This is a genomic window from Streptomyces malaysiensis subsp. samsunensis (assembly GCF_024519315.1).
GTDB classification, from domain to species: domain Bacteria; phylum Actinomycetota; class Actinomycetes; order Streptomycetales; family Streptomycetaceae; genus Streptomyces; species Streptomyces malaysiensis.
Genome location: NZ_JANIIC010000039.1, coordinates 81,339 through 104,487, shown reverse-complemented (window position 1 = coordinate 104,487; position 23,149 = coordinate 81,339). Strand labels below are relative to the sequence as shown.

The 23,149-nt window shown below is 71.4% G+C and carries 22 protein-coding genes; 16 read left to right on the top strand and 6 right to left on the bottom strand.

The window, feature by feature from the left end; translation table 11 throughout:
• The 7 genes from NQU54_RS29690 to NQU54_RS29660 all read left to right on the top strand — a co-directional run.
• A partial coding sequence (locus tag NQU54_RS29690) for a DUF5753 domain-containing protein (RefSeq protein WP_257633729.1) occupies positions 1 to 407 on the top strand: 407 nt, incomplete at its 5' end.
• A gap of 91 nt (positions 408 to 498) precedes the next feature.
• A complete protein-coding gene (locus NQU54_RS29685; protein WP_257633728.1) occupies positions 499 to 1,956 on the top strand; it encodes an aldehyde dehydrogenase family protein in 1,458 nt (485 codons plus the stop codon).
• A gap of 113 nt (positions 1,957 to 2,069) precedes the next feature.
• Positions 2,070 to 2,636: a DinB family protein gene (locus NQU54_RS29680; protein WP_257633727.1), complete on the top strand. Its 567-nt coding sequence runs from the start codon at positions 2,070 to 2,072 to the stop codon at positions 2,634 to 2,636.
• 155 nt (positions 2,637 to 2,791) lie between these two features.
• A complete protein-coding gene (locus tag NQU54_RS29675) occupies positions 2,792 to 3,421 on the top strand; it encodes a PadR family transcriptional regulator (RefSeq protein WP_147966547.1) in 630 nt (209 codons plus the stop codon).
• 148 nt (positions 3,422 to 3,569) lie between these two features.
• Positions 3,570 to 4,619 (top strand): ATP-binding cassette domain-containing protein, encoded by a 1,050-nt coding sequence (locus NQU54_RS29670; RefSeq protein ID WP_257633726.1) that lies wholly within the window; start codon positions 3,570 to 3,572, stop codon positions 4,617 to 4,619.
• On the top strand, positions 4,616 to 5,401 hold the full coding sequence (locus NQU54_RS29665; protein WP_069860904.1) for an ABC transporter permease: 786 nt from the start codon (positions 4,616 to 4,618) through the stop codon (positions 5,399 to 5,401). Before NQU54_RS29670 ends, NQU54_RS29665 begins: the two co-directional genes overlap by 4 nt.
• Before the next feature lie 72 nt (positions 5,402 to 5,473).
• Positions 5,474 to 7,009: a hypothetical protein gene (locus NQU54_RS29660; protein WP_257633725.1), complete on the top strand. Its 1,536-nt coding sequence runs from the start codon at positions 5,474 to 5,476 to the stop codon at positions 7,007 to 7,009.
• A 38-nt stretch (positions 7,010 to 7,047) separates the two neighbouring features.
• Here the strand turns inward: NQU54_RS29660 and gad are convergent, their stop codons facing one another.
• Together gad and leuE are read right to left on the bottom strand one after the other, a co-directional pair.
• The gene (gad, locus tag NQU54_RS29655) at positions 7,048 to 8,457 is read right to left on the bottom strand and encodes a glutamate decarboxylase (protein WP_257633724.1); all 1,410 of its coding nucleotides are present in this window, start codon (positions 8,455 to 8,457) and stop codon (positions 7,048 to 7,050) included.
• A 67-nt stretch (positions 8,458 to 8,524) separates the two neighbouring features.
• Positions 8,525 to 9,220: a leucine efflux protein LeuE gene (leuE, locus tag NQU54_RS29650; protein WP_257633733.1), complete on the bottom strand. Its 696-nt coding sequence runs from the start codon at positions 9,218 to 9,220 to the stop codon at positions 8,525 to 8,527.
• A 125-nt stretch (positions 9,221 to 9,345) separates the two neighbouring features.
• Between leuE and NQU54_RS29645 the strand changes: the two genes are divergently transcribed.
• From NQU54_RS29645 to NQU54_RS29635, 3 genes are all read left to right on the top strand, one after another.
• The gene (locus NQU54_RS29645) at positions 9,346 to 10,104 is read left to right on the top strand and encodes a MerR family transcriptional regulator (protein WP_257633723.1); all 759 of its coding nucleotides are present in this window, start codon (positions 9,346 to 9,348) and stop codon (positions 10,102 to 10,104) included.
• A 226-nt stretch (positions 10,105 to 10,330) separates the two neighbouring features.
• Positions 10,331 to 11,038, top strand: a complete 708-nt coding sequence (locus NQU54_RS29640) for a DedA family protein (RefSeq protein ID WP_079258114.1) — start codon at positions 10,331 to 10,333, stop codon at positions 11,036 to 11,038.
• A gap of 213 nt (positions 11,039 to 11,251) precedes the next feature.
• Positions 11,252 to 12,955 carry a threonine/serine exporter family protein gene (locus NQU54_RS29635; RefSeq protein WP_257633722.1) on the top strand — a complete coding sequence of 568 codons (1,704 nt, stop codon included), beginning with the start codon at positions 11,252 to 11,254 and terminating at the stop codon, positions 12,953 to 12,955.
• Between the two features lie 119 nt (positions 12,956 to 13,074).
• Here NQU54_RS29635 and NQU54_RS29630 read toward each other — a convergent pair whose 3' ends face one another.
• The gene (locus tag NQU54_RS29630) at positions 13,075 to 13,566 is read right to left on the bottom strand and encodes an inorganic diphosphatase (protein WP_069860898.1); all 492 of its coding nucleotides are present in this window, start codon (positions 13,564 to 13,566) and stop codon (positions 13,075 to 13,077) included.
• Between the two features lie 86 nt (positions 13,567 to 13,652).
• Here NQU54_RS29630 and dacB point away from each other — a divergent pair, with 86 nt between their 5' ends.
• From dacB to folE, 6 genes are all read left to right on the top strand, one after another.
• The gene (gene dacB, locus NQU54_RS29625; RefSeq protein WP_257633721.1) at positions 13,653 to 15,251 is read left to right on the top strand and encodes a D-alanyl-D-alanine carboxypeptidase/D-alanyl-D-alanine endopeptidase; all 1,599 of its coding nucleotides are present in this window, start codon (positions 13,653 to 13,655) and stop codon (positions 15,249 to 15,251) included.
• Positions 15,252 to 15,338: 87 nt separating this feature from the next.
• Positions 15,339 to 16,481 carry an Rv3626c family coenzyme F420 biosynthesis-associated protein gene (locus NQU54_RS29620; protein WP_257633720.1) on the top strand — a complete coding sequence of 381 codons (1,143 nt, stop codon included), beginning with the start codon at positions 15,339 to 15,341 and terminating at the stop codon, positions 16,479 to 16,481.
• A 196-nt stretch (positions 16,482 to 16,677) separates the two neighbouring features.
• On the top strand, positions 16,678 to 17,823 hold the full coding sequence (tilS, locus tag NQU54_RS29615) for a tRNA lysidine(34) synthetase TilS (protein WP_257633719.1): 1,146 nt from the start codon (positions 16,678 to 16,680) through the stop codon (positions 17,821 to 17,823).
• Positions 17,824 to 17,884: 61 nt separating this feature from the next.
• Positions 17,885 to 18,424, top strand: coding sequence for a hypoxanthine phosphoribosyltransferase (gene hpt, locus NQU54_RS29610; RefSeq protein ID WP_069861363.1), 540 nt, complete (start codon positions 17,885 to 17,887; stop codon positions 18,422 to 18,424).
• Between the two features lie 243 nt (positions 18,425 to 18,667).
• Positions 18,668 to 20,710, top strand: coding sequence for an ATP-dependent zinc metalloprotease FtsH (gene ftsH, locus NQU54_RS29605; protein WP_069860894.1), 2,043 nt, complete (start codon positions 18,668 to 18,670; stop codon positions 20,708 to 20,710).
• 127 nt (positions 20,711 to 20,837) lie between these two features.
• Positions 20,838 to 21,443, top strand: a complete 606-nt coding sequence (gene folE / locus NQU54_RS29600) for a GTP cyclohydrolase I FolE (RefSeq protein WP_167502192.1) — start codon at positions 20,838 to 20,840, stop codon at positions 21,441 to 21,443.
• Between the two features lie 66 nt (positions 21,444 to 21,509).
• On the opposite strand, the gene NQU54_RS29595 is transcribed toward folE, so the two are convergent.
• The 3 genes from NQU54_RS29595 to folB all read right to left on the bottom strand — a co-directional run bounded on the left by NQU54_RS29595 (position 21,510) and on the right by folB (position 23,021).
• Entirely contained in the window at positions 21,510 to 22,010 is a 501-nt protein-coding gene (locus tag NQU54_RS29595; RefSeq protein ID WP_069860892.1) for a DUF3180 domain-containing protein, read from the bottom strand.
• Positions 22,011 to 22,071: 61 nt separating this feature from the next.
• Entirely contained in the window at positions 22,072 to 22,665 is a 594-nt protein-coding gene (gene folK / locus NQU54_RS29590) for a 2-amino-4-hydroxy-6-hydroxymethyldihydropteridine diphosphokinase (RefSeq protein WP_257633718.1), read from the bottom strand.
• The gene (gene folB / locus NQU54_RS29585; protein WP_257633717.1) at positions 22,662 to 23,021 is read right to left on the bottom strand and encodes a dihydroneopterin aldolase; all 360 of its coding nucleotides are present in this window, start codon (positions 23,019 to 23,021) and stop codon (positions 22,662 to 22,664) included. The genes folK and folB overlap by 4 nt, the downstream gene beginning before the upstream one ends.
• Positions 23,022 to 23,149: the final 128 nt, after the last annotated feature.

Genomic DNA, 23,149 nt, shown 5'->3' with positions numbered 1-23,149 from the left:
TGGCGCTGCGGCTGGAGCGGCAGAAGCTGCTGGTCTCCGAGCGCGGCCCGGCGTTCCATGTGGTGCTGGACGAGGCCGCGCTGCACCGCCCGTACGGCGGGCGCGGTGTGATGGCCGCCCAGCTGCGCCATCTGATCACGGTCTCCGAGCAGCAGAACGTGACGCTCCAGGTGATGCCGTTCGCCTTCGGCGGGCACGCGGGGGAGAGCGGGGCGTTCACCCGGCTGCGCTTCCCGGAGTCCGACCTGCCCGACATCGTCTATCTGGAGCAGCTCACCAGCGCGCTCTACCTCGACAAGCGGGATGAAGTCGCCCAGTACGAGCGGGTGTTGGAGCGGCTCAGCGCGGACAGCCTCTCGCCCGGGGACAGCCGGGAATTGCTCCACGGGCTCCTTCACGAGGATTGACCCGTCAGTAGGATGACGTGACGTCAGGAATATCCCCCCACACGTGCGCGGCCGTCGGTGATCGACACCGCGGCCAGCAGATAGGGATGACATGTCCTACTTCTCCGAGTTGGCCCTTCAGTTCATCGACGGCGAGTGGCGCGGCGGAAGCGGTTCCTGGGACATCGTCGACTTCAACCCCTACAACGGGGAGAAGCTGGCCTCCATCACCGTGGCGACCGTCGAGGAGGTGGACCTGGCCTACCGGGCGGCCGAGCGGGCGCAGCCGGAGTGGGGCGGCTCCAACCCCTATGCCCGGCGGGCGGTCTTCGAGCGGGTGCTGCGGATCATCGAGGACCGTGAGAAGGAGCTCACCGAGACGATCATCGCGGAGTGCGGCGGCACCCATGTGAAGGCGGGTTTCGAGCTGCATCTCGCCAAGGAGTTCCTGCGCGAGGCGATCCACCTGGCGCTGCGGCCCGAGGGCCGCATCCTGCCGTCGCCGGTCGACGGCAAGGAGAACCGCCTCTACCGGCTGCCGGTGGGCGTGGTGGGCGTGATCAGCCCGTTCAACTTCCCGTTCCTGCTGTCGCTGAAGTCGGTCGCCCCCGCGCTGGCGCTCGGCAACGCCGTCGTCCTCAAGCCCCACCAGAACACCCCGGTCTGCGGCGGCGGCCTGGTCGCCAAGATCTTCGAGGAGGCCGGGCTGCCCGCCGGGCTGCTCAATGTCGTGATCACCGACATCGCGGAGATCGGCGACGCCCTGATCGAGCACCCCACACCGAAGGTGCTCTCCTTCACCGGCTCCGACAAGGTCGGCCGGCACGTCGCCACCGTGGCCGCCTCCCACTTCAAGCGCACGGTCCTGGAGCTGGGCGGCAACAGCGCGCTGGTCGTGCTCGACGACGCCGATCTGGACTACGCGGTGGACGCGGCCGTCTTCAGCCGCTTCGTCCACCAGGGGCAGGTCTGCATGGCGGCCAACCGGGTGCTGGTGGACCGGGCGATCGAGCGGGAGTTCACCGAGAGGTTCGTGGCCAAGGTGGAGACGCTGAAGGTGGGCGACCCGGGCGACCCCGCCACCCATATCGGCCCGCTGATCAACGAGGGCCAGGCCGAGGCGATCGCCCAGCTCGTCGACCAGACGATCGCCGAGGGCGCCACCGCGCTGGTCCGGGGGCGCACCGAGGGCAGCCTGATGGGGCCGACCGTGCTCAGCGGGGTCCCGGAGGGGTCGGCGATCCTCGGCCAGGAGGTCTTCGGCCCGGTGGTGACGCTGATTCCGTTCGACGGCGACGACGAGGCCGTGCGGATCGCCAATGACACGGACTACGGGCTCAGCGGCGCCGTGCACACCAGCGACATCGAGCGCGGGGTGCGGTTCGCCCAGCGGGTCCACACCGGCATGATCCATGTGAACGACAGCACGGTCCACGACGAGCCGATCGTGCCGTTCGGCGGCGAGAAGCACTCCGGTCTCGGTCGGCTCAACGGGGAGTCGATGATCGAGGACTTCACCACCACCAAGTGGATCTCCATCCAGCACGGCCGGAGCCAGTTCCCGTTCTGAGGCGGGGAGGAGCGGGGGCGGCTCGCGGACAGAAGCTGACCGCAAGCCTTCCTAGCGTGGGGTTCATCGAAGGGCGCCGGACCCGGGCGCCCTCCAGATGAGAGGCGGCAGCCATGCCCGTGATCGTGAGCCCCGAGGCATGTCAGGACGAGCGGGGCGCGCTGCTCGCGTACCTGGAGGCGCAGCGCGGCGGCATCCGGCGCTCGGTGCACGGCCTCACCGAGGAGCAGGTGCGCAGCGTGCCCAGCGCGAGCGTGCTCTCGCTGGCCGGGCTGCTCAAGCACGCGGTCACGGGCGAGCGCGGCTGGCTGCGCGTCCTCCAGGGCAAGGCGGGGGACCCCAGGGACCAGATGGCCGAGTGGGAGCACACCTTCGAGCCCACCGAGGACGAGACGGTGGAGGCGCTGCTCGCCCTGTACGACGAGGTGGCGCGCGAGACCGAGGAGGCCGTACGGGCCCTGCCGTCGATGGACGAGACGTTCGAGGCGCTCCGGCTCCCCTGGGACGAGGGCGGCACCCGCACCTGGCGCTGGGCGGTCCTGCACCTGATCGAGGAGATCGCCCGGCACGCCGGTCACGCCGACATCATCCGCGAGACGATCGACGGCAAGGGCGCCTTCGACCTGGTCTTCGAGACGGGGGCGGCGCCGGAGCCCGACTGGTCGATCCTGGAGCGGTGATCCGCCGGGGCCGCTGACGGCCCAGGGCCTGTCGTCAAGGGGGGCGCCCGGCCGCGAGCGGCCGTGCCGGGCGTCGGGACCAGGGCGGCCCCCTTTGACGGCAGGCCCTAGCCTGGTCACCGCGGGGAGCGGGACCAGGATGGAGAAGAGCGGGCATGTCAGCGATCCGGCTGCTGGTGCTGGGGGCCGTGCGCCAGCACGGGCGGGCGCACGGCTATCAGGTCCGTAACGACCTGGAGTTCTGGGGTGCGCATGAGTGGTCCAACGCCAAGCCCGGGTCGATCTACCACGCCCTGAAGCAGATGGCGAAGCAGGGCCTGATGCTCGCGCACGACGTGGCGCCGAGCACGGTCGGTGGGCCGCCCCGGACCGAGTACGAGCTGACCGGGGCGGGCGAGGAGGAGTTCTTCCGGCTGCTGCGGGAGGCGTTGCTGCGCCATGACCAGAAGGTCGACGAGCTGACGGCCGGGGTGGGATTCATCGTCGACCTGCCCCGGGCCGAGGCGATCGACCTGCTCAAGCGGCGGGTGTCGGCGCTGGAGGAGTGGCGGGCCGAGGTGACCCGGCACTGGACGCCGCCGGAGGGCACCCCCGAGGAGTGGGGTCATATCGGCGAGATCATGAAGTTCTGGGTGCACTCCGCGGACAGCGGCGCGGAGTGGACCCGTGGGCTGATCGAGCGGCTCGAGGGCGGGGCGTATGTGATGGCGGGCGAGGGGGAGCGCTCGGTAGACGTCCTGCCGGACGGCGTCCCCAACCCGTACGCCGCGCCCGATAAGGACTGAGGAAATCCATGCCGGCCGAGGGCGGCTGACGGTGGCCGCTGGTGTTAATCAAGTTTGACTAGAGACCGCCTCGGGCAGTACCTTCCGGGCGCACGTAGTCAAACTTGACTACGCGGTGCGGAGAAGTGCAGAGGGAGAGGGGAAGACCTTGGCCGACAGCGATCCCGCGATCGTCGTCGAAGGGCTACGGAAGACCTACCGGGACAAACAGGCCCTCGCCGGACTCGACCTGACCGTCCCGCAGGGCACCGTGCACGCCGTGCTCGGCCCCAACGGCGCGGGCAAGACCACCTGCGTACGGATTCTGGCCACCCTGCTGCGGCACGACGGCGGCCGGGCCGAGGTCGCCAGGTACGACGTGCTGCGCGACCCCGACCAGGTCCGCTACCGCATCGGCCTCGTCGGCCAGCACGCCGCGGTGGACGAGGAGCTGAGCGGACGGCAGAACCTGGAGATGTTCGGCCGCCTCTACCACCTGGGCGGCCGCCGGGCGGCGGCCCGCGCGGACGAACTGCTGGAGCGGTTCGGCCTCGAATCCACCGGTACCAAGGCCGTCGGCCGGTACAGCGGCGGTATGCGGCGCAGACTGGACCTCGCGGCGAGCCTCATCATGCGGCCGCCGATCCTCTTCCTGGACGAGCCGACCACCGGGCTCGACCCCCGGGGCCGTACGGAGGTGTGGAACGCGGTCCGCTCGCTGGTGGACGGCGGTACGACCGTGCTGCTCACCACCCAGTACCTGGAGGAGGCGGACCAACTCGCCGACCGCGTCTGCGTGATCGACGGCGGCCGGTCCATCGCCGACGGGACCGCCGACGAGCTCAAGGCCCGGCTCGGCGGTGACCGCATCGAGGTGGTGCTGCGCGACGCGGGCCAACTGTCCGCCGCCGCCTCGGTCGTGGGCATGGTGACCCACGCCGCCGAGGTCGAGACCGACCCCGACCGGCGGCGGCTCGGCGCACGGGTCACCGACCGGGTCGCGGCGCTCACCGAGACCGTACGGGCCCTGGCCTCGGCCGGGATCGAGGCGGAGGACATCGTGCTGCGCCGCCCCACCCTCGACGAGGTCTTTCTGCACCTCACCGGGGAGCCGGCCAGGGCGGACACCTCCACGGTGGACACAGGCACGGCCAGCACGGCCACGGACACGGCTCGCACGGCCAAGGAGCAGACGGCCGAGGAGGAGAGCTCCGTATGACGACCGCGACCTTCATCGACTCCTGGACCATGACCCGCCGCGGACTCGCCCACTGGGCCCGGCAGCCCGTCCAGGTGGCTGTTCAGCTGGTCTTCCCGGTGATGATGCTGCTCATGTTCGCCTACTTCCTCGGCGGCGGGATGACCGTCCCTGGCGGCGGCGACTACAAGGACTACCTGGTGCCGGGCACGCTCGCGCTCACCATGGTGTTCGGCCTCGAAGGGACGATGCTCGCCATCACCCAGGACCTCAACAAGGGCGTCATCGACCGCTTCCGCTCGATGCCGATGGCCCGCTCGGCGGTCCTGGTCGGGCGCAGCGTGCTGGACATGCTCCAGTCGGCGCTCGGGCTGTTCGTCCTCCTCGGGGTCGGTCTGGCGATGGGCTGGCGCTGGCACGGCGGGCTCGGCGACGGGCTGCTCGCCGTGGGGCTGCTGCTGTGGCTGCGGTTCGCGATGCTGTGGCTCGGCATCTACCTGGGCATGGCCGCGGGACGCCCGGAGATGGTGCAGGCCGTGCAGATCCTGGTCTGGCCGGTGGGCTTCCTCTCCAATGTCTTCGCCTCGCCCGAGACCATGCCCGGCTGGCTCGGCGCCCTCGCGGACTGGAACCCGATGTCGGCGACGGCCACCTCGATCCGCGATCTGTTCGGCGGTCCCGGTGGCGGTGGCGGCTCCTGGTCCGCGGACCACGCCCAACTCCTCGCGGTCTGCTGGCCGCTGGGGCTGATCGCGGTCTTCCTCCCGCTCGCCGTGCGGCGTTACGGCCGCCTCAGCCGCTGATGGCGGCCCGGATCCGGGCGCCGCGCGGTCGCGCCCCCTCCGGTCGTCGCCGGTTGCGGATACGGTGCGGGTATGGGGAACGACAGGTCGCGCACGGGGGCGGAGACGGTGAGCGGGCCCGGATACGCCCTGTTGCTCGCCGCCGACCCGGCCGGCAAACAGCGACTGATGGACGCGGCCGCCGCGCTGCCCCAGCTCGCCGCCGTACCACCGGCGGCGCTGCTGGGCACGCCCGGCGGCGCCAGCGTCGTCCAACTCGTGGACCCGGTCGACCCGCAGACCGTGCTGACACATCTGCGGACCGCGGCCGCGCATCCGGGCCCGGTGCTGGTCCATCTCGCGGGCCAGCTCACCCTCGACGCGAAGCAGCGGCTGCCGCATCTGGCGCTGGCCCGTACGACGCCGAGGACCGCGCGCTACACGGCGCTGCCCTGGCACTGGCTGGCGGCCGAGCTCGGCGGGCGGCCGCCGGGCAGCACCGTCGTGGTCGCCGATCTGGTGGCCGACGAGACGGCCTGGCAGCCGCTGCGGGCCGCCGGACCGTCCGCGCTCGCCGCCGGGCTGACGCTGTACGGCACGGTGGCGCCCGCCCCGCCCAGGCGGGAGACGGCGACGCCGGACTACAGCCGGGCGTTCGCCGGGCTGCTGCGGGCCGCCGCCGAACGACCGCCGCTCGCGCTGCTGCACCAGCGGGCCGCGGTGGAGGCGGGGCTGGGCACCGGCCCCGAACTGCTGCTGGACGGCGCCGGGCCGGGCGAGCCGTACCCGGTCCCGGACGCCGCCCCTGCCCCGGGGGCCGCCCCGTGGGCCGTGCGGACGGGGCGGACCGGAGCAGGGGCACAGCCCGTATCGGCCGCACAGCCCGTATCGGCCGGGCCGACCGGAGCAGCCGAGCAGGCCATATCGGCCGGGCAGGCGGGGGTGACAGGAGCGGCCGGTCCGGCCGGGGCGACTGGACCGGCCGGGGCGACCGGACCCCTTGGCGCGACCGGACCGGCGGTGACCGCCCCGCCGCCCATGCCGCCGGGCCCTCCAGAATCGTTCCGCCCCGCCGATCCCCTGCCGGCGCCCCCGTCGCTGCGCGTGCCCCGGCCGACGCACGCCCCCGTGCCCCCGCCGCCCGGTCAGGCCCCCGTGCCCCCGCCGCCCGGCCAGGCGCCCGTGTCCGATCCGCTCTTCGCGACACACATCGCGATATTCGAGGCGGCCAACGCGGGGCGGCACAGCGAGGCGGCCTCGATGGCGGCCGCCTGGGAGCAGGAGGCACTCCGGACGGCCGGTCCCCGTTCCGACGAGGCGATCCACTGGCTGGAGGTCCGCGCCGATCTCTCCCGTATCGCCGGGGACCCGGCCCGCGCCTGCGAGCTGTGGCTCGCGGTGGCCGACGCGCGGCTGGGCAACGGGGAACCGGCCGGGCACCCCGAGGTCGAGGGGGCCGTGGACCGGGCGCACCACCAGTGGCAGTTCGTCCAGGACCGGGTCAGGGCCGGGGCCCTCGCCCCGCTGCTGATCGAGCTGCGGGGGAGGGTGCCCGGCCGCAGACCCGGTGCGCTGGAGGCGGTCCGGCGCCGGGCCGAGCTGCTCCGGGCCCCGGCCCAGACGGGCTGACCGCCGCCACCTCCGGAGCCGACGGCGGCCCCGGCGCCTCAGTGGTGGAACGCCGTGACGGTCTTCCCCGTGGGCGCGGGCTGTGACCGCAGCTCGGGCAGCAGCGACCCCAGGTCCGCCAGGAAGAGATCGGCGAGGTCCTCCGAGAAGCCGTTGCGGCACACCACCCGCAGCACGGACAGGTCCTGCCGGTTGGGCGGGAAGGCGTACGCGGGCACCAGCCAGCCGCGTTCGCGCAGCCGCCGGGAGACGTCGTAGACATCGAAGGCGCCGACCCCATCCGCCGTGGTGAAGGCGAACACCGGCAGCTGATCGCCGCGGCTCAGCAGGGTGAAGTCCCCGAACGCCTCGATCCGCTCGGCGAGCGAGCACGCCACATCCCGGGCCTCCTGCTGGACGGCGCGGTAGCCCGCCCGGCCCAGCCGTACGAAGGTGTAGTACTGGGCGGCCACCTGGGAGCCGGGGCGGGAGAAGCTGAGCGAGAACGTCGGCATGTCGCCGCCGAGGTAGTCGACGCGGAAGACCAGATCCTCGGGCAGCACCTCCGCCGTACGCCACAGCGCCCACCCCACCCCGGGGTAGACCAGGCCGTACTTATGGCCCGAGGTGTTGATGGAGGCGACCCGCGGCAGCTGGAAGTCCCACCGCAGGTCCGGGTCGAGAAACGGCGCGATCATCGCGCCCGAGGCGCCGTCCACATGCACCGGGATGTCCAGGCCCGTGCGCTCCTGGAGGTCGTCCAGCGCCCGGCACACCTCGGCGACGGGTTCGTAGGAGCCGTCGAAGGTGGAGCCGAGGACCGCCACGACGCCGATGGTGTTCTCGTCGCACAGTTCGGCGGCGGCCTGGGGATCGAGGTGGAACCGGTTGCCCTCCATGGGCACCTGCCGCGCCTCCACCTCCCAGAAGTCGCAGAACTTCTCCCAGCACACCTGGACATTGGTCCCCATGACCAGGTTGGGGCGGGCGGTCGCCGGATAGCTCACCGGGTTCCGTTTGGCCCAGCGCCGCTTGAAGGCCATTCCGGCCAGCATGCACGCCTCACTCGACCCCGTGGTGGAGCAGCCCACGACGGCGTCCGGGTCGGGTGCGTGCCACAGATGGCCGAGCATCGCCACGCACCGCCGTTCCAGTTCGGCGGTGCGCGGGTACTCATCCTTGTCGATCATGTTCTTGGCGAGGCAGTCGGACATCAGCTTGCCCGCCTGCGGCTCCATCCACGTGGTGACGAAGGTGGCGAGGTTCTGACGGGCGTTGCCGTCCAGCATCAGCTCGTCATGGACGAACTGATACGCGGTCGTGGGCGCCATCGGCCCGTCGGGGAGGCAGTGGCGCGGGGGTTTGCCGGTCATCCCGCTGACCGGATTGGCCTCGTCGTAGACCGGGTTGGTGGAGAACTCGGAGCGTTCGTCCCGGCGTGGGCCGGGAGTGCCTTTATGAAGTGCCACCTTCGTTAAATTAGGCGCATATCTCCCCTATGCCCCGGTCCCGCGCCGTGTCCCCGCGCCCGGCCCGCTATCCCGCGCTGCTGAGCGACAGCTTCGCCGCGAAGCCGAGGAACGCCGTGCCCGCGGCCGCCGAGAGCCCCGCCCGCAGCCGCCGGCGCCGTTGGAGGGTGGCGGCGAGATACGTACCGCTGAAGATCAGCACCGACAGATAGGTGATGCTGAACAGCTGCGCCCAGGCGCCCAGCGCCACGAAGGACAGCGCCGGATGGGCGTAGTCCGGATCCACGAACTGCACGAAGAAGGAGATGAAGAAGAGGATCGCCTTCGGGTTCAGCAGGCTGATGACCAGCGCCCGGCGGTATGGGCGCTCACCCTCGGCGGATCCGTCGGCCGCGTCCACGGCCCCGTCCGCGCCCCGCTCCGCCGCGGCGCTCCGGGCCGCCTCCGCGGCGCCCGGCCGGCGGCGCCACAGCGTCCGCGCCCCGCGCAGCATGCCCACCGCGAGCCAGGTCAGATAGCCCGCGCCCGCGAACTTGACCACCGCGAAGAGCATCGGGCTCGCGTGCAGCAGCGAGGCCACCCCGCCCGCCGACAGCGCCATCAGCACGGCGTCCCCACACAGCACCCCGGCCGCCGCCCGATAGCCGGTACGGGGGCCACGGCGGGCCGCGACCGACACCACATACAGCGAATTGGGACCCGGCAACAGGACGATCAGCGCCAGACCGGCCAGATACGTCGAAAGATCAGTTATCCCCAGCACAATCGGCAGGATGACAGCGGCCTCTCCACGCCGCCCAATGGATTTCGCCATCCGGACTTGCACCTCACGCGACGTGAGGACGCACCGTGGAACCCGTACCGAACTGAAGGAGAGCGGACCAGGCCATGAGCTACTCCGTGGGACAGGTCGCGGGCTTCGCCGGCGTCACGGTGCGCACGCTGCACCACTACGACGAGATCGGGCTGCTGCGCCCCGGCGCCCGCAGCGCGGCCGGGCACCGGCGTTACGACGACGCCGACCTCGACCGGCTCCAGCGCATCCTGTTCTACCGGGAGCTCGGCTTTCCGCTCGAGGAGGTGGCGGTGCTGCTCGACGACCCGGATATCGATCCGCAGGCCCACCTGCGGCGTCAGCACGGGCTGCTGACCGACCGGATCGAGCGGCTGGAGAAGATGGCCGCCGCCGTCGAACGGGCCATGGAGGCGCGGAAGATGGGCATCAATCTGACCCCCGAGGAGAAGTTCGAGGTCTTCGGGGACTTCGACCCGGACGACTACCAGGAGGAGGTCGAGCAGCGCTGGGGGAGCACCGAGGCGTACAAGGAGTCCCAGCGCAGGACGGCCTCGTACACCAAGGAGGACTGGAAGCGGATCCAGGAGGAGGCGGACGAGCTCGGCAATCGCTTCCTCGCGCTGATGGCCGCGGGCACCCCGCCGGAGTCCGAGGCGGCGATGGACCTCGCCGAGGAGCACCGGCAGGGGATCTGCCGGAACCACTACGAGTGCGGCCATGAGCTGCACGCCTGTCTGGGCCGGATGTATGTCTCGGACCACCGCTTCACCGAGAACATCGACAAGGCCGGGCCGGGGCTGGCCGCCTATCTCCGGGACGCGATCCTCGCCAACGCGGAGCGGCACGGTTAGGGGCATCCCTGGGCGGTGACCGCCAAGGGCATCCCCGGAGGGCGACCGCTAGGGGCATCCCTGGACGGTGGGGCCGATGGGGGGCCTCCCGGGCGGTGGGAACCAAGGGCACGCACACGGCGTTGATAGCTTTGGGCGGCACACTGCGAAGACCAATCAGTCCGCCCCGACCCTGCGGCCGGGCCGCGCACGAGCCTGCTTCCCTCGACCCAGGAGCCTCACACCCGTGTACACCCTCGCGCTCGGCCCTCAGTGGCTGGACCCGGACTATCTGATCGAAACCTTCGGTCTGCTCGGCGTCCTGGCCATCGTTTTCGCGGAGTCCGGCCTGCTCATCGGCTTCTTCCTGCCGGGCGACTCACTGCTCTTCACCACCGGTCTGCTGGTGACCACCGATGTGATCAAGCAGGAGCTGTGGCTGGTGTGCGTGGCCGTGGCGATCGCCGCGATCGTCGGTGACCAGGTCGGATATCTCTTCGGCCGGAAGGTGGGACCGGCGCTCTTCCGGCGCCCCGACTCCAAGCTCTTCAAACAGGAGAACGTGGAGAAGGCACATGAGTTCTTCGAGAAGCACGGCCCGAAGTCGCTGATCCTCGCCCGCTTCGTGCCCATCGTGCGGACGTTCACGCCGATCATCGCGGGCGTGAGCCGGATGAACTACCGCTCGTTCATCATCTTCAACGTCATCGGCGGCGTGCTGTGGGGCACCGGCGTCACCCTGCTCGGGTCGGCGCTCGGGAAGGTCGACTTCGTGCATCAGCACATCGAGCTGATGCTGATCGCGATCGTGCTGCTGTCGATCGTCCCGATCGTGATCGAGTTCCTCCGGGCCCGCGGCAAGGCGAAGAAGGAGGCCGCCGCCCAGCCGGAGCCCCAGGGACCGGCCGCCGGAGCCCCCTCCCAGGGGCCGCGCGGGCGCCACGCCAAGCGCTGACCGCAGGGGCCGCGGGGCGCCCCGCCCCGCGGGGCCACGCGTCCTCTCCGCCGTCTCTCCGCCGCTCCTTCCAGCGGGCTTCACACCCGCCACACACCGCCCCCACTCCCCCTCGGCGGTCACCGCCCCGCACAATGGGCTCCGGTGGCCGCCGATGCTGCATCCTCGGCCGCCGGGAATCGAACGGGGAGGGCTGGTGAGGAGCGAGGAGACGTGAGGTCGGATCGTCAGCAGGTGCCGCGTGGGACGAGCGCGGCGGACGCGGACACGGGGGAGAACCAGAAGCCGTTGTCCGACGAGGCACACAGCGCCTTCACACCGCCCCTGGGCATACCCCTGCCGCCGCCACCCGAGGACGAGCACCCGACCTCGGAGTTCGCCGTCCCCGAGGGGCTGACCGCGGATGCTCCCGCCGAACCCGAGGGCTCGGCCTTCGTACCGCCCGCAGGGGTGATCACCCCTTCAAACAACCAGACCACCGGCGGCTTCCCCGCCATCACCCCGCCGAACGGCCTCCCCGTCATCCGGCTGACCAAGGACGCCCCCTGGCAGGACCGGATGCGCACGATGCTGCGCATGCCGATCAGCGAGCGCCCGGCCCCCGAGCGCATCGAGCGGCAGGACGACACGGGTCCTGCCGTGCCGCGTGTGCTCGACCTCACCCTCCGCATCGCCGAGCTGCTGCTCGCGGGCGGCGAGGGGGCCGAGGACGTCGAGGCGGCGATGCTCGGCGTGGCGCACGCCTACGGGCTGGACCGCTGCGAGCCGACCGTCACCTTCACCCTGCTGTCGGTGAGCTACCAGCCCTCGCTGGTCGACGACCCGGTCACCGCCAGCCGGACCGTACGGCGCCGGGGCACCGACTACACCCGTCTCTCCGCGGTCTTCCGGCTGGTGGACGACATCACCTCGCAGGAGGAGTTCACCCTGGAGGAGGCGTACCGGCGGCTGGCCGAGATACGCCGTAACCGCCACCCCTACCCCGGCTGGGCGCTCACCGTGGCCGGTGGAGGGCTGGCCGGCGCGGCGAGCATGCTGGTCGGCGGTGACTGGCCGGTCTTCTTCGCGGCGGCCCTCGGTGCGATGCTGGGCGACCGGCTGGCGTGGCTGGCCTCCGGGCGCGGGCTTCCGGAGTTCTACCAGTTCGTGGCCGCGGCGATGCCGCCCGCCGCGATAGGGGTGGCGCTGAGCCTCGCGAACTCCGGGCTCCAGGCGTCCGCCGTGATCACCGGTGGGCTGTTCGCGCTGATCCCGGGGCGGGCGCTGGTCGCGGGCGTCCAGGACGGGCTGACCGGCTATTACATCACCGCGGCGGCGCGCCTTCTGGAGGTCGGCTATCTGATCGTGGGCATCGTGTGCGGGGTGCTCACGGTGCTCTACGGGGGCCTCCAGCTCGACGCCAAGCTCAACCCGGAGGCGGCGCTGCGCCATGTGGAGCGGCCGTACATCCAGATCCTGGCGGCGATGCTGCTCGCGCTGACCTTCTGCATCCTGCTCCAGCAGGAACGTCACACCGTGCTGTTCGCCACGCTCAACGGCGGGGTCGCCTGGGTGGTCTACGGAGCGCTTGCGGACACCGCGAGCGTCCCGCCCGTGGCCGCCACGACCGTCGCCGCCGGTGTGGTCGGCCTCTTCGGGCAGCTGCTCTCGCGCTATCGATACGCCTCGGCGCTGCCGTACGTCACGGCGGCGATAGGGCCGCTGCTGCCCGGTAGCGCGACCTACTTCGGGCTGCTCGCCCTGGCCCAGGGCAACCTGGACCGCGGCATTCCGCACCTCACCCAGGCGGCGGCACTGGCCCTGGCGATCGCCATAGGGGTGAACCTGGGAAGCGAGGCCGCGCGCCTCTTCCTGAAGACGCCCGGAGCGACCGCCCCCGCCGACCGCCGCGCCGCCAAGCGCACGAGGGGCTTCTGACCGGGGCGGCGCCCGCCCCGGCGGCCGCCGATGTCCCGGATACGCGGGAGGGCGGGGCACCCGACACGGTGCCCCGCCCTCCCGGCGTGATCAGGACTCAAGAACTCGGAACGGGGGGCTCAGTGGCCGCCCGCGGCCTCGAGACGCTTGATGGACGCCTCCACCTCGGCCTCGGCCTCGGCGCGGCCCACCCAATCGGCCCCCTCGACCGACTTTCCCGGCTCAAGGTCCTTGTAGACCTCGAAGAAGTGCTGGATTTCCAGGCGATCGAACTCTGAAACGTGGTGAATATCACGCAGGTGCTCCACCCGGGGGTCCGAGGCCGGTACGCAAAGCAGCTTGTCATCGCCACCCGCCTCGTCCGTCATCCTGAACATGCCGATGGCACGGCACTTGATCAGGCAGCCGGGGAACGTCGGCTCGTCGAGAATGACCAGTGCGTCCAGCGGATCGCCGTCCTCGCCGAGGGTGTTCTCGACGAAGCCGTAGTCCGCGGGGTAGCTGGTCGACGTGAAGAGTCGCCGGTCAAGGCGGATGCGACCCGTCTCGTGGTCCACCTCGTACTTGTTCCGCGAACCCTTCGGGATCTCGATGGTGACGTCGAACTCCACGGGTGGCTCCTCCATGATCAACACATACGTCTGGTGATTAAGTGTCCCCCACGCAGGTGTGTGGTGGCGAAAGGGGCTGGTCGGTCGTGCCTGAAGCCCGATCGTGGCAGGTCAGGGAGTGGCTGAGGCACCGGCTGAGCCGCGGGCGACGCGAGTTCGACCGCGTGCGCGGCCGTGGGCTGCGTGAGTGGAACCGCGTACGCGCCCGCGTCCGGCGCGAGTGGCGGCGCACGCCCCGGGAACAGCAGCGGACCTGGCAGCTGGTGGCGGTCTCCGCCGCGACCGGTCTGGTGGTCGCCGTGGTGTCGGTGCTCGTGGCCGGGCCCTGGGACGCCGGTCAGCGGACGGCCGAACGGGCCCGCGCCGCCGACGGGCGGGCCCCGGGCGACGGGCGGGACGGCGGTTCGGGTGAGTCCGCGCCCAGCGCGGCGCCCGTGCTGGCCGCGCTCGGCGCGCGGTCCGCGCCCCGGTCGCCGGACAGCGGTGCGGACGCCGTGCCGCCGCCCACCGGGGCGGGGCTCGCCGACACGCTCGAACCGCTGCTTGACGACCCCGCGTTGGGCGATGAGCGCTCGGTGGCGGTGATGGATGTGACCAGCGGTCAGCAGGTGTTCGGCGCCAAGGCGGGCACGGCCACGATCCCCGCCTCGACGATCAAGCTCGCGACCGGGGCCGCGGCCCTCTCCGCCCTCGGCCCGGACCACCGCATCAGGACCAGCGTCGTGGCGGGCGCCGGGAAGAACGACATCGTGCTGGTCGGCGGCGGCGACCCCACGCTCACCGCACGGGCCGTCAAGGGGGACGACCACCCCGCCGCACTGCGCCAGTTGGCCGATGACACCGCCCGCGCCCTGAAGAAGCGCGGTGCGGGCCCCTACCGGCTCGGCTACGACACATCGCTGTACTCCGGGGCGAAGCTCCACCCGATCGGCCCCAACGAGAACCTCTCGCCCGTCGTCCCCCTGATGGCCGATGAAGGCCGTAAGGACGACAGCGACCACGGCCCGGCCCCGCGCGCCGAGGACCCGGCCGCCGACGCGGCCGCCACCTTCGCGTCGATGCTGCGCGACCGCGGGGTCGAGGTGAAGGACGAGCCCCGGTCGCGCAAGGCCGCCAAGGGCGCCCGGACGGTGGCCTCCGTCCGCTCCCAGCCGCTGTCCTCGCTCGTCGAGCGGATGCTGACCACCAGCGACAACGACATCGCGGAGGCCCTGTCCCGGCAGACCGCCCTCGCCGCCGGCCGGTCCGCCAGCTTCGAGGGCGGGGCGAAGGCCGTGACCCAGCGGCTGCGGAAGCTGGGGCTGCCGCTGGGCGGTGCGCGGATCGCGGACGGCAGCGGGCTGGACCGCGCCGACCACGTGTCCGCCGGGCTGCTCGCCCAGGTGCTGGTGCGCGCCGCAGACCGCGACCACCCCGAACTGCGGTCGCTGCTCACCGGGCTGCCGGTGGCCGGTTTCTCCGGCACCCTGCGCACCCGCTACGCCCAGGACGCGGTCGGCCGGGGCGTGGTCCGCGCCAAGACCGGCACCCTCACCGGGGTCAACAGCCTCGCGGGCTCGGTCGTGGACGCGGACGGGCGGCTGCTGGTCTTCGCGTTCATGACCAACGGAACCACCGACGCCAACGGCGCCCAGCGCGCCCTGGACCGGATGGCCTCGGCCCTCGCCAACTGCGGCTGCCGCTGAGCGCGGGGGTGCTCCGGACGCCGGGCGGCCGCCTGTGCGGACCCTGGTGTCCTCCCGGATGGGGCGCGGGCCACGTACCGTGAAGCCATGACGAGCATCGGTGGTGTGGAGATGGTCGACTGGAATCTCGCGGTCGCGACCGCGACCCGGCTGGTGCGCCCGGGGCCCGAGGTGAGCCGCGACGAGGCGCGTGCCGTCGTCGCCGAGCTGCGCCGGCACGCCAAGTCCTCGGAGGAGCACGTCCGCGCCTTCACCCGGATGGCCGTCTCCGGCGGCCCGGGTTCCGACACCCCTGTCCTCGTCGTGGACCGCGCGGGCTGGATCAGGGCCAATGTGGCGGGCTTCCGGCAGATCCTCAAACCGCTGCTCGGCAAGGTGCAGGACCGACGCGGCGGGCTGCCCGGCGGGGCCGTGCTGGGCGCGGTGGGCGGCAAGGTGACCGGGGTCGAGCTGGGAATGCTGCTGTCCTTCCTCGCCTCCCGGGTGCTCGGCCAGTACGAGACCTTCGCGCCCGCCACCCGCGATCTGCCCGGCTCCCCGGGCGGCGGGCGGCTGCTGCTGGTGGCGCCCAACATCGTCCATGTGGAGCGTGAGCTCGACGTGGCCCCGCACGACTTCCGGCTGTGGGTCTCGCTGCACGAGGAGACCCACCGCACCCAGTTCACCGCCGTACCGTGGCTGCGCGATCACATCGAGTCCGAGATCCAGGCGTTCCTCGGCGAGACCGACGTGGACCCGGCCACCCTGCTGGAGCGGGTCCGCGAGGCCGTCCAGTCCCTCAGCGGCGGCGGCCGCCCCGGGGACGAGGGGCACGACGAGGACGGGCGGGGGGCGCCCAGCATCATCGAGTTGGTCCAGACCCCGGCCCAGCGCGAGATCCTGGCCCGGCTGACCGCGGTGATGTCGCTGCTGGAGGGCCACGCCGACTATGTGATGGACGGGGTGGGGCCGGAGGTCGTGCCGACCGTCGCGGAGATCCGGGAGAAGTTCCAGAAGCGCCGGGCGAGCGGCGCGGGCCGGCTGGACCAGGCGCTGCGCAAGCTGCTGGGGCTCGACGCCAAGCTGCGGCAGTACCGTGACGGAGAGCGATTCGTACGGGCCGTGGTGAACCAGGTCGGCATGGACGGCTTCAACCGGGTCTGGACCTCGCCCAACACCCTTCCGACCAAGGCGGAGATCAGCAAACCCGGGGAGTGGGTCGCGCGGGTGCACCGTAGGGCGGAGTCCTAGAACCGGCACACCCCCGGCACACGCGGAAACGGACGAACGCCCCCTTTAATCACTCGTCCGAGGGACCGTTGGCGACGGGTAGGCGTGCGATGCTCGGGGAACAGCTCGCTTCTGTCACCATCGACATACACAGCGTGACGAACAGTCCCCCTCGCACCCCCGAGGCACCCCCTCGAATGACAGATGGGAAACGGACATGGGTCCCCATCCAGCGGTCGCCGCGATACGCCTCGCGGTCCGCCGCGTCCTCCACGACATCCTCGTCGCCCACTCGGCCTCGCCCTCGGCCGCCACCCCCTCCCCGGCCTCCGCTCCCACCTCGCCCCCGGCTCCCTCCCCGGCCTCCGCCCCCGCTCCGGCGCGTCCGGCCGCCGCCCTCCGCGGCTCCGCTCCCCGCCCCGACGCGCCCCTCGTGCTCGCCGCCTGCTCCGGCGGCGCCGACTCCATGGCACTCGCCTCCGCCCTCGCCTTCGAGGCCCCGCGGGCCGGTCTGCGCGCCGGCGGGGTCACCGTCGACCACGGCCTCCAGCAGGGGTCCGACGCCCGCGCCGCCGAGGTCGCCGACCGGATGCGGGCCCTGGGCCTGGCGCCGGTCGAGGCGATCGCCGTGGCCGTCGGCCGGGGCGGCGGCCCCGAGGCCGCCGCGCGGGACGCCCGCTACACCGCGCTGGACGCCGCCGCCGAGCGCCACGGCGCCACCGCCGTGCTGCTCGGCCACACCCGTGACGACCAGGCCGAGACGGTTCTGCTGGGGCTCGCCCGCGGCTCCGGCATCCGCTCGCTGTCCGGTATGGCCTGGGTCTCCGGGACCGGCGGCCGCTACCGCCGCCCCTTCCTCCAGCTGGACCGGCACACCGTCCGCGAGGCGTGTCTGGCCCAGTCGCTGCCCGTCTGGGACGACCCGCACAACGTGGACCCGTCCTACACCCGCTCCCGGGTCCGCCACGAGGCGCTGCCCATCCTGGAGAAGGCCCTGGGCAAGGGCGTCGTCGAGGCGCTCGCCCGCACCGCCCAGCTCTCCCGCGACGACGCCGACGCCCTCGACGCCTGGGCCGCCCGCGCCGAGGCCGATGTGATGACCACCGCACCGGCGGCGGCCGGTGGCGCGCAGGCCGTGCACCTCGACACCGTCGGCCTGCGCGGACTGCCCACCGCCGTCCGCCGCCGGGTGCTGCGCCGCGCCGCCATCGCCGCGGGCGCCCCCGCCGGTTCGCTCTTCGCCCGCCATATCGAAGAGGTGGACCGGCTGATCACCGGTTGGCGGGGGCAGCGGGCCATCAACCTCCCCGGCCGCGTCGAGGTCCGCCGGGAGGGTGGCAGACTGGTCATCCGGCAGGGCTGATCCGCCCGAGCCAGTTGAGCCGGTTAGTCGAACGAGAGTGGCGCGGGTGGACGACAAGGACATGGGCACCGACCTCAAGTCGGTCCTCATCACCGAGGAAGAGATCAACGCGAAGCTGGCCGAACTGGCCGCCGCCATCGACGAGGAGTACGCGGACAAGGATCTGCTGATCATCGGCGTGCTCAAGGGCGCGGTCATGGTGATGGCGGATCTGGCGCGTGCCCTGTCGTCGCCCGTCACCATGGACTGGATGGCCGTGTCGTCCTACGGCGCGGGCACCCAGTCCTCCGGTGTGGTGCGTATCCTGAAAGACTTGGACACCGACATCAAGGGCAAACACGTCCTGATCGTCGAGGACATCATCGACTCCGGACTGACGCTGTCGTGGCTGCTGTCTAACCTGGGCTCGCGCGAGCCGGCCTCGCTGAACGTCTGCACCCTGCTGCGCAAGCCGGAGGCGGCCAAGGTCGCCATCGAGGTGAAGTGGGTCGGCTTCGACATCCCCAACGAGTTCGTCGTCGGCTACGGCCTGGACTACGCCGAGAAGTACCGGAACCTGCGGTTCGTCGGCACCCTGGCCCCCCACGTCTACGGCGGCTGACGGGCGCCGCGGCCCCTGGGAACCTGGCGGGGTTTTCCGCCGTTGGAGCAGGGGAAGGCGGTTTTGTTAACAGTCCACGGCGGCGTCGGGTGACAATGCTGGGGTACCGTCCGAAGGTCAGTCTTTTTCGAGACTGAGGATTACACAGCTCATACACCGCAAATACACCGCACGCACAGGCGCCCCTCCAAGGTGCCGTGCCTCACTGTGGCAGGAGGGACGGGGCGGCTTCGCCCCGTATGGATGGACGTGAAGCGCTACTTCCGTGGGCCGGTCATGTGGATCGTGCTGGCCGTCCTCGCCGTGGTCGTGTTGATGCAGGTCGTCGGCTCGTCCGGCGGCTACAAGTCGGTGGACACCAGTCAGGTCGTCAAGGCGATCAACCAGAACCAGGTCCAGTCCGCCGAACTGACGACCGGCGACGAGCACAAGGTAAAGATCGAGCTCAAGGACAACGTCGCCAAGATCTCGGGCAGTAACAAGCTCCAGGCCACCTACATCGGTGACCAGGGCGTCGATCTGGCCAAGACTCTTCAGGCCAACGCTCAGAAGCCCAATGGGATCCCCGATGGGTACAACGTCTCGACGTCGAAGCAGAACCCCTTCGTCGGGATCCTGCTCTCGCTGCTCCCGTTCGTACTGATCGTCGTGGTCTTCCTGTTCCTGATGAACCAGATGCAGGGCGGCGGCTCCCGGGTGATGAACTTCGGGAAGTCGAAGGCCAAGCTGATCACCAAGGACACGCCGAAGACGACCTTCACCGATGTGGCGGGGGCCGACGAGGCGGTCGAGGAGCTCCAGGAGATCAAGGAGTTCCTCCAGGAGCCGGCGAAGTTCCAGGCCGTCGGCGCCAAGATCCCCAAGGGTGTGCTGCTCTACGGCCCGCCCGGTACGGGTAAGACGCTGCTCGCGCGCGCCGTCGCGGGCGAGGCGGGTGTCCCCTTCTACTCGATCTCCGGCTCCGACTTCGTCGAGATGTTCGTGGGTGTGGGTGCCTCCCGGGTCCGCGACCTGTTCGAGCAGGCCAAGGCCAACGCCCCGGCCATCGTCTTCGTCGACGAGATCGACGCCGTCGGCCGGCACCGCGGTGCCGGTATGGGCGGCGGCCATGACGAGCGCGAGCAGACGCTGAACCAGCTGCTCGTCGAGATGGACGGCTTCGATGTGAAGGGCGGGGTCATCCTGATCGCCGCCACCAACCGGCCCGACATCCTCGACCCGGCGCTGCTGCGCCCGGGCCGCTTCGACCGGCAGATCGCCGTCGACCGCCCGGATATGCAGGGCCGGCTGGAGATCCTCAAGGTCCACCAGAAGGGCAAGCCGGTCGCCCCGGACGTCGACCTGTCGGCCGTCGCCCGCCGCACCCCCGGCTTCACCGGTGCCGATCTGTCGAACGTGCTGAACGAGGCCGCCCTGCTGACGGCCCGCAGCGACAAGAAGCTGATCGACAACCACTTCCTGGACGAGGCGATCGACCGAGTCGTGGCCGGGCCGCAGAAGCGGACCCGGATCATGAGCGACAAGGAGAAGAAGATCACCGCGTACCACGAGGGCGGTCACGCCCTGGTCGCGGCGGCGTCTCCGAACAGCGACCCGGTGCACAAGGTCACGATCCTCTCCCGAGGCCGGGCCCTGGGTTACACCATGGTCCTGCCCGACGAGGACAAGTACTCGACCACGCGCAACGAGATGCTGGACCAGCTCGCCTACATGATGGGCGGCCGGGCGGCCGAGGAGCTCGTCTTCCACGACCCGACCACGGGCGCGTCGAACGACATCGAGAAGGCGACCACCACGGCCCGCGCCATGGTCACGCAGTACGGCATGACCGAGCGGCTCGGCGCGATCAAGTTCGGCTCCGACAACTCCGAGCCCTTCCTCGGCCGTGAGATGGCTCACCAGCGCGACTACTCGGAAGAGGTCGCCGCGCTGGTGGACGAAGAGGTCAAGAAGCTCATCGAGGCCGCGCACAACGAGGCGTGGGAGATCCTCGTCGAGAACCGGGACGTCCTGGACAACCTGGTGCTGGCGCTGCTGGAGAAGGAGACGCTCAACAAGGAGGAGATCGCCGAGATCTTCGCCCCGATCGTCAAGCGCCCGGCCCGCCCGGCGTGGACCGGCTCCTCGCGGCGTACGCCCTCGACCCGTCCGCCGGTGCTCTCCCCCAAGGAGCTCGCCCCGGCCAACGGTGCCCAGCCCACCTCGGCGGCTTCGCTGACCAAGGCCACCACCCCGGAGGACAGCCCCGAGCACCCCGAGGGCTCGGGCTCCGGCTCGGAGCACTGACCCCCGCCACCGGGGGCGGTGTCCGTCCCCGGTGGCCCCGGAATGAATGCCGCGTCCACCAGGTTCTAGCCTGGTGGGACGCGGCATTTACGCGTTCGTGTGTGTATGTGAGGAACGAGGCAGCTCCATGACCGACCCGGTGACGCTGGACGGCGAGAGCCCCATTGGCGTCTTCGACGAGAAGCGCGCCGAGAACGCGGTCCGCGAGCTGCTGATCGCCGTCGGCGAGGACCCCGACCGGGAAGGGCTGCGCGATACGCCGGGCCGGGTCGCCCGTGCGTACAAGGAGATCTTCGCGGGGCTGCACCAGGAGCCCGAGGACGTCCTCACCACCACGTTCGACCTGGGCCATGACGAGATGGTGCTGGTCAAGGACATCGAGGTGATGTCCTCCTGTGAGCACCATCTGGTGCCCTTCGTGGGCGTCGCCCATGTGGGCTATATCCCGTCCCACGACGGCAAGATCACCGGGCTGTCCAAGCTGGCCCGGCTGGTCGATGTCTTCGCCCGCCGCCCCCAGGTCCAGGAGCGGCTGACCACCCAGATCGCCGACTCCCTGATGCGGATACTGGAGCCGCGCGGGGTGATCGTGGTCGTCGAGTGCGAGCACATGTGCATGACCATGCGCGGGGTGCGCAAGCCCGGTGCCAAGACCCTCACCTCGGCCGTCCGCGGTCAGCTGCGCGACCCGGCCACCCGGGCCGAGGCCATGAGCCTCATCATGGCCCGCTGAGCGGCGCCACACGCCTCGGCGACGCATCGAGCCCAGCGGTGGCCCTCTGCCGCGCCCCGGTGGGCCTCAGGCGCGGGCCGTGGCGCTCGGGCCGTTGCCGCCGTCGTTGTCGTCGTCCTCGGGCAGCTTGAGGACCCGCTCCAGGAAGAACGCGGCCGCCACCACCCCCGCGCCCGCGAGGACCGAGCCCAGGGCGTAGATCGCCTGATCGCGGCGGGCGGGCACATCGAGCTGATCCATGGCCAGGAAGACGCCCACACCGCCGTACATCCCCGCGATCAGCGCCGCCACCAGCGCACTGGCCTGCCCGAAGACCACCGCACGGGCGGCCACCATCGGGTCCACGCCCTTGGCGTCGGGCTCGCGCTCCCGCTGGGCGCGCAGCCGGGACCGCAGCGACAGCGCGGTGGCGGTCAGCACGACCGCGATCAGGGCCAGCACGATCGGCGCGGCCACCGGGACGCTGGGCAGCGATCCGAACGTGTCCCACAGCCGGGCACCCGCCCACGACACCACGCCGGCCACGGCGAACAGCCCGACCAGCACCCCGATCCGAAGTTGCTTCACCGAGCGGTCGCCCCTCAATTCAGTACGTGCCAACGTGTCCGGAACCTATCCGGATCAACGTCTACTCCGGCAGTCGCAGTTCCAGATCGACGCGGACCCGGACCCCCTCCTGGCCCATCGCGGCCAGCAGCCCCGCGACCGGCCCGCGCCCGGGGACCTCGGCCTGCGGGTCCACGTCGTGCCACGGCACCAGCACGAAGGCGCGCTCATGGGCGCGCGGATGCGGCAGGGTCAGCTGAGGGTCGTCGGACACCACGTCCTGGTACGCCACGATGTCCACGTCGATGGTGCGCGGGCCCCAGCGCTCGTCCCGCACCCGCTCGAACGCCTCCTCGATCGCATGACCGCGCTCCAGCAGCGAGGACGGCGGCAGCGTCGTCTTGATCAGCACCACCGCGTTGAAGTACGTGGCCTGGGCGCCGGGCGCCACGCCCCACGGGTCCGTCTCGTACACCGGCGACACGGCCTTGACCCGCAGGCCCGGGGTGTCCTCCAGCGCGTCGATGGCGCCCTGGAGGGTCTCCAGGCGGTTGCCCAGGTTGCTGCCGAGCGAGATCACCGCCCGTTTGGGGTTGCTCAACGTCACATCGGCGGCGTCCACCTGCTCCACCACGGAGGTGGGAACGGGCTGCACGGTCGGGTCGCTGCTGCTCATACTCGGCTCCGGGTGATGGTGATGGTCACGTCGTCGAAGGGCACGGTGATCGGGGCCTGCGGCTTGTGCACCACGACCTCGACCTCCCGCACCACGTCGTGCTCGAGGCACCGGTCCGCGATCAGCTCGGCCAGCGTCTCGATCAGATCGACCGGCTCACCCCGCACCACGTGCACGACCTCCTCCGCCACCACGCCGTAGTGGACGGTCTTGCCGAGGTCGTCGTCAGCCGCGGCGGGCCGAGTGTCCAGGCCGAGCACGAGGTCCACGACGAAGTCCTGGCCCTCCTCGCGCTCGTGGGGTAGCACACCGTGGTGCCCGCGAGCCTTCAGGCCGCGCAGCGCGACACGATCCACCTGAATCACTCCTGCTGGTCGTCGGTACGCGGGCACGTCCCGTCCTGGCCGGAACGCACCACCCGTCCCCTGCCGTATGCGGGGGTACCTGCCTCGAATCTACCTGCGGGCTCCGACGGCACTCGCCC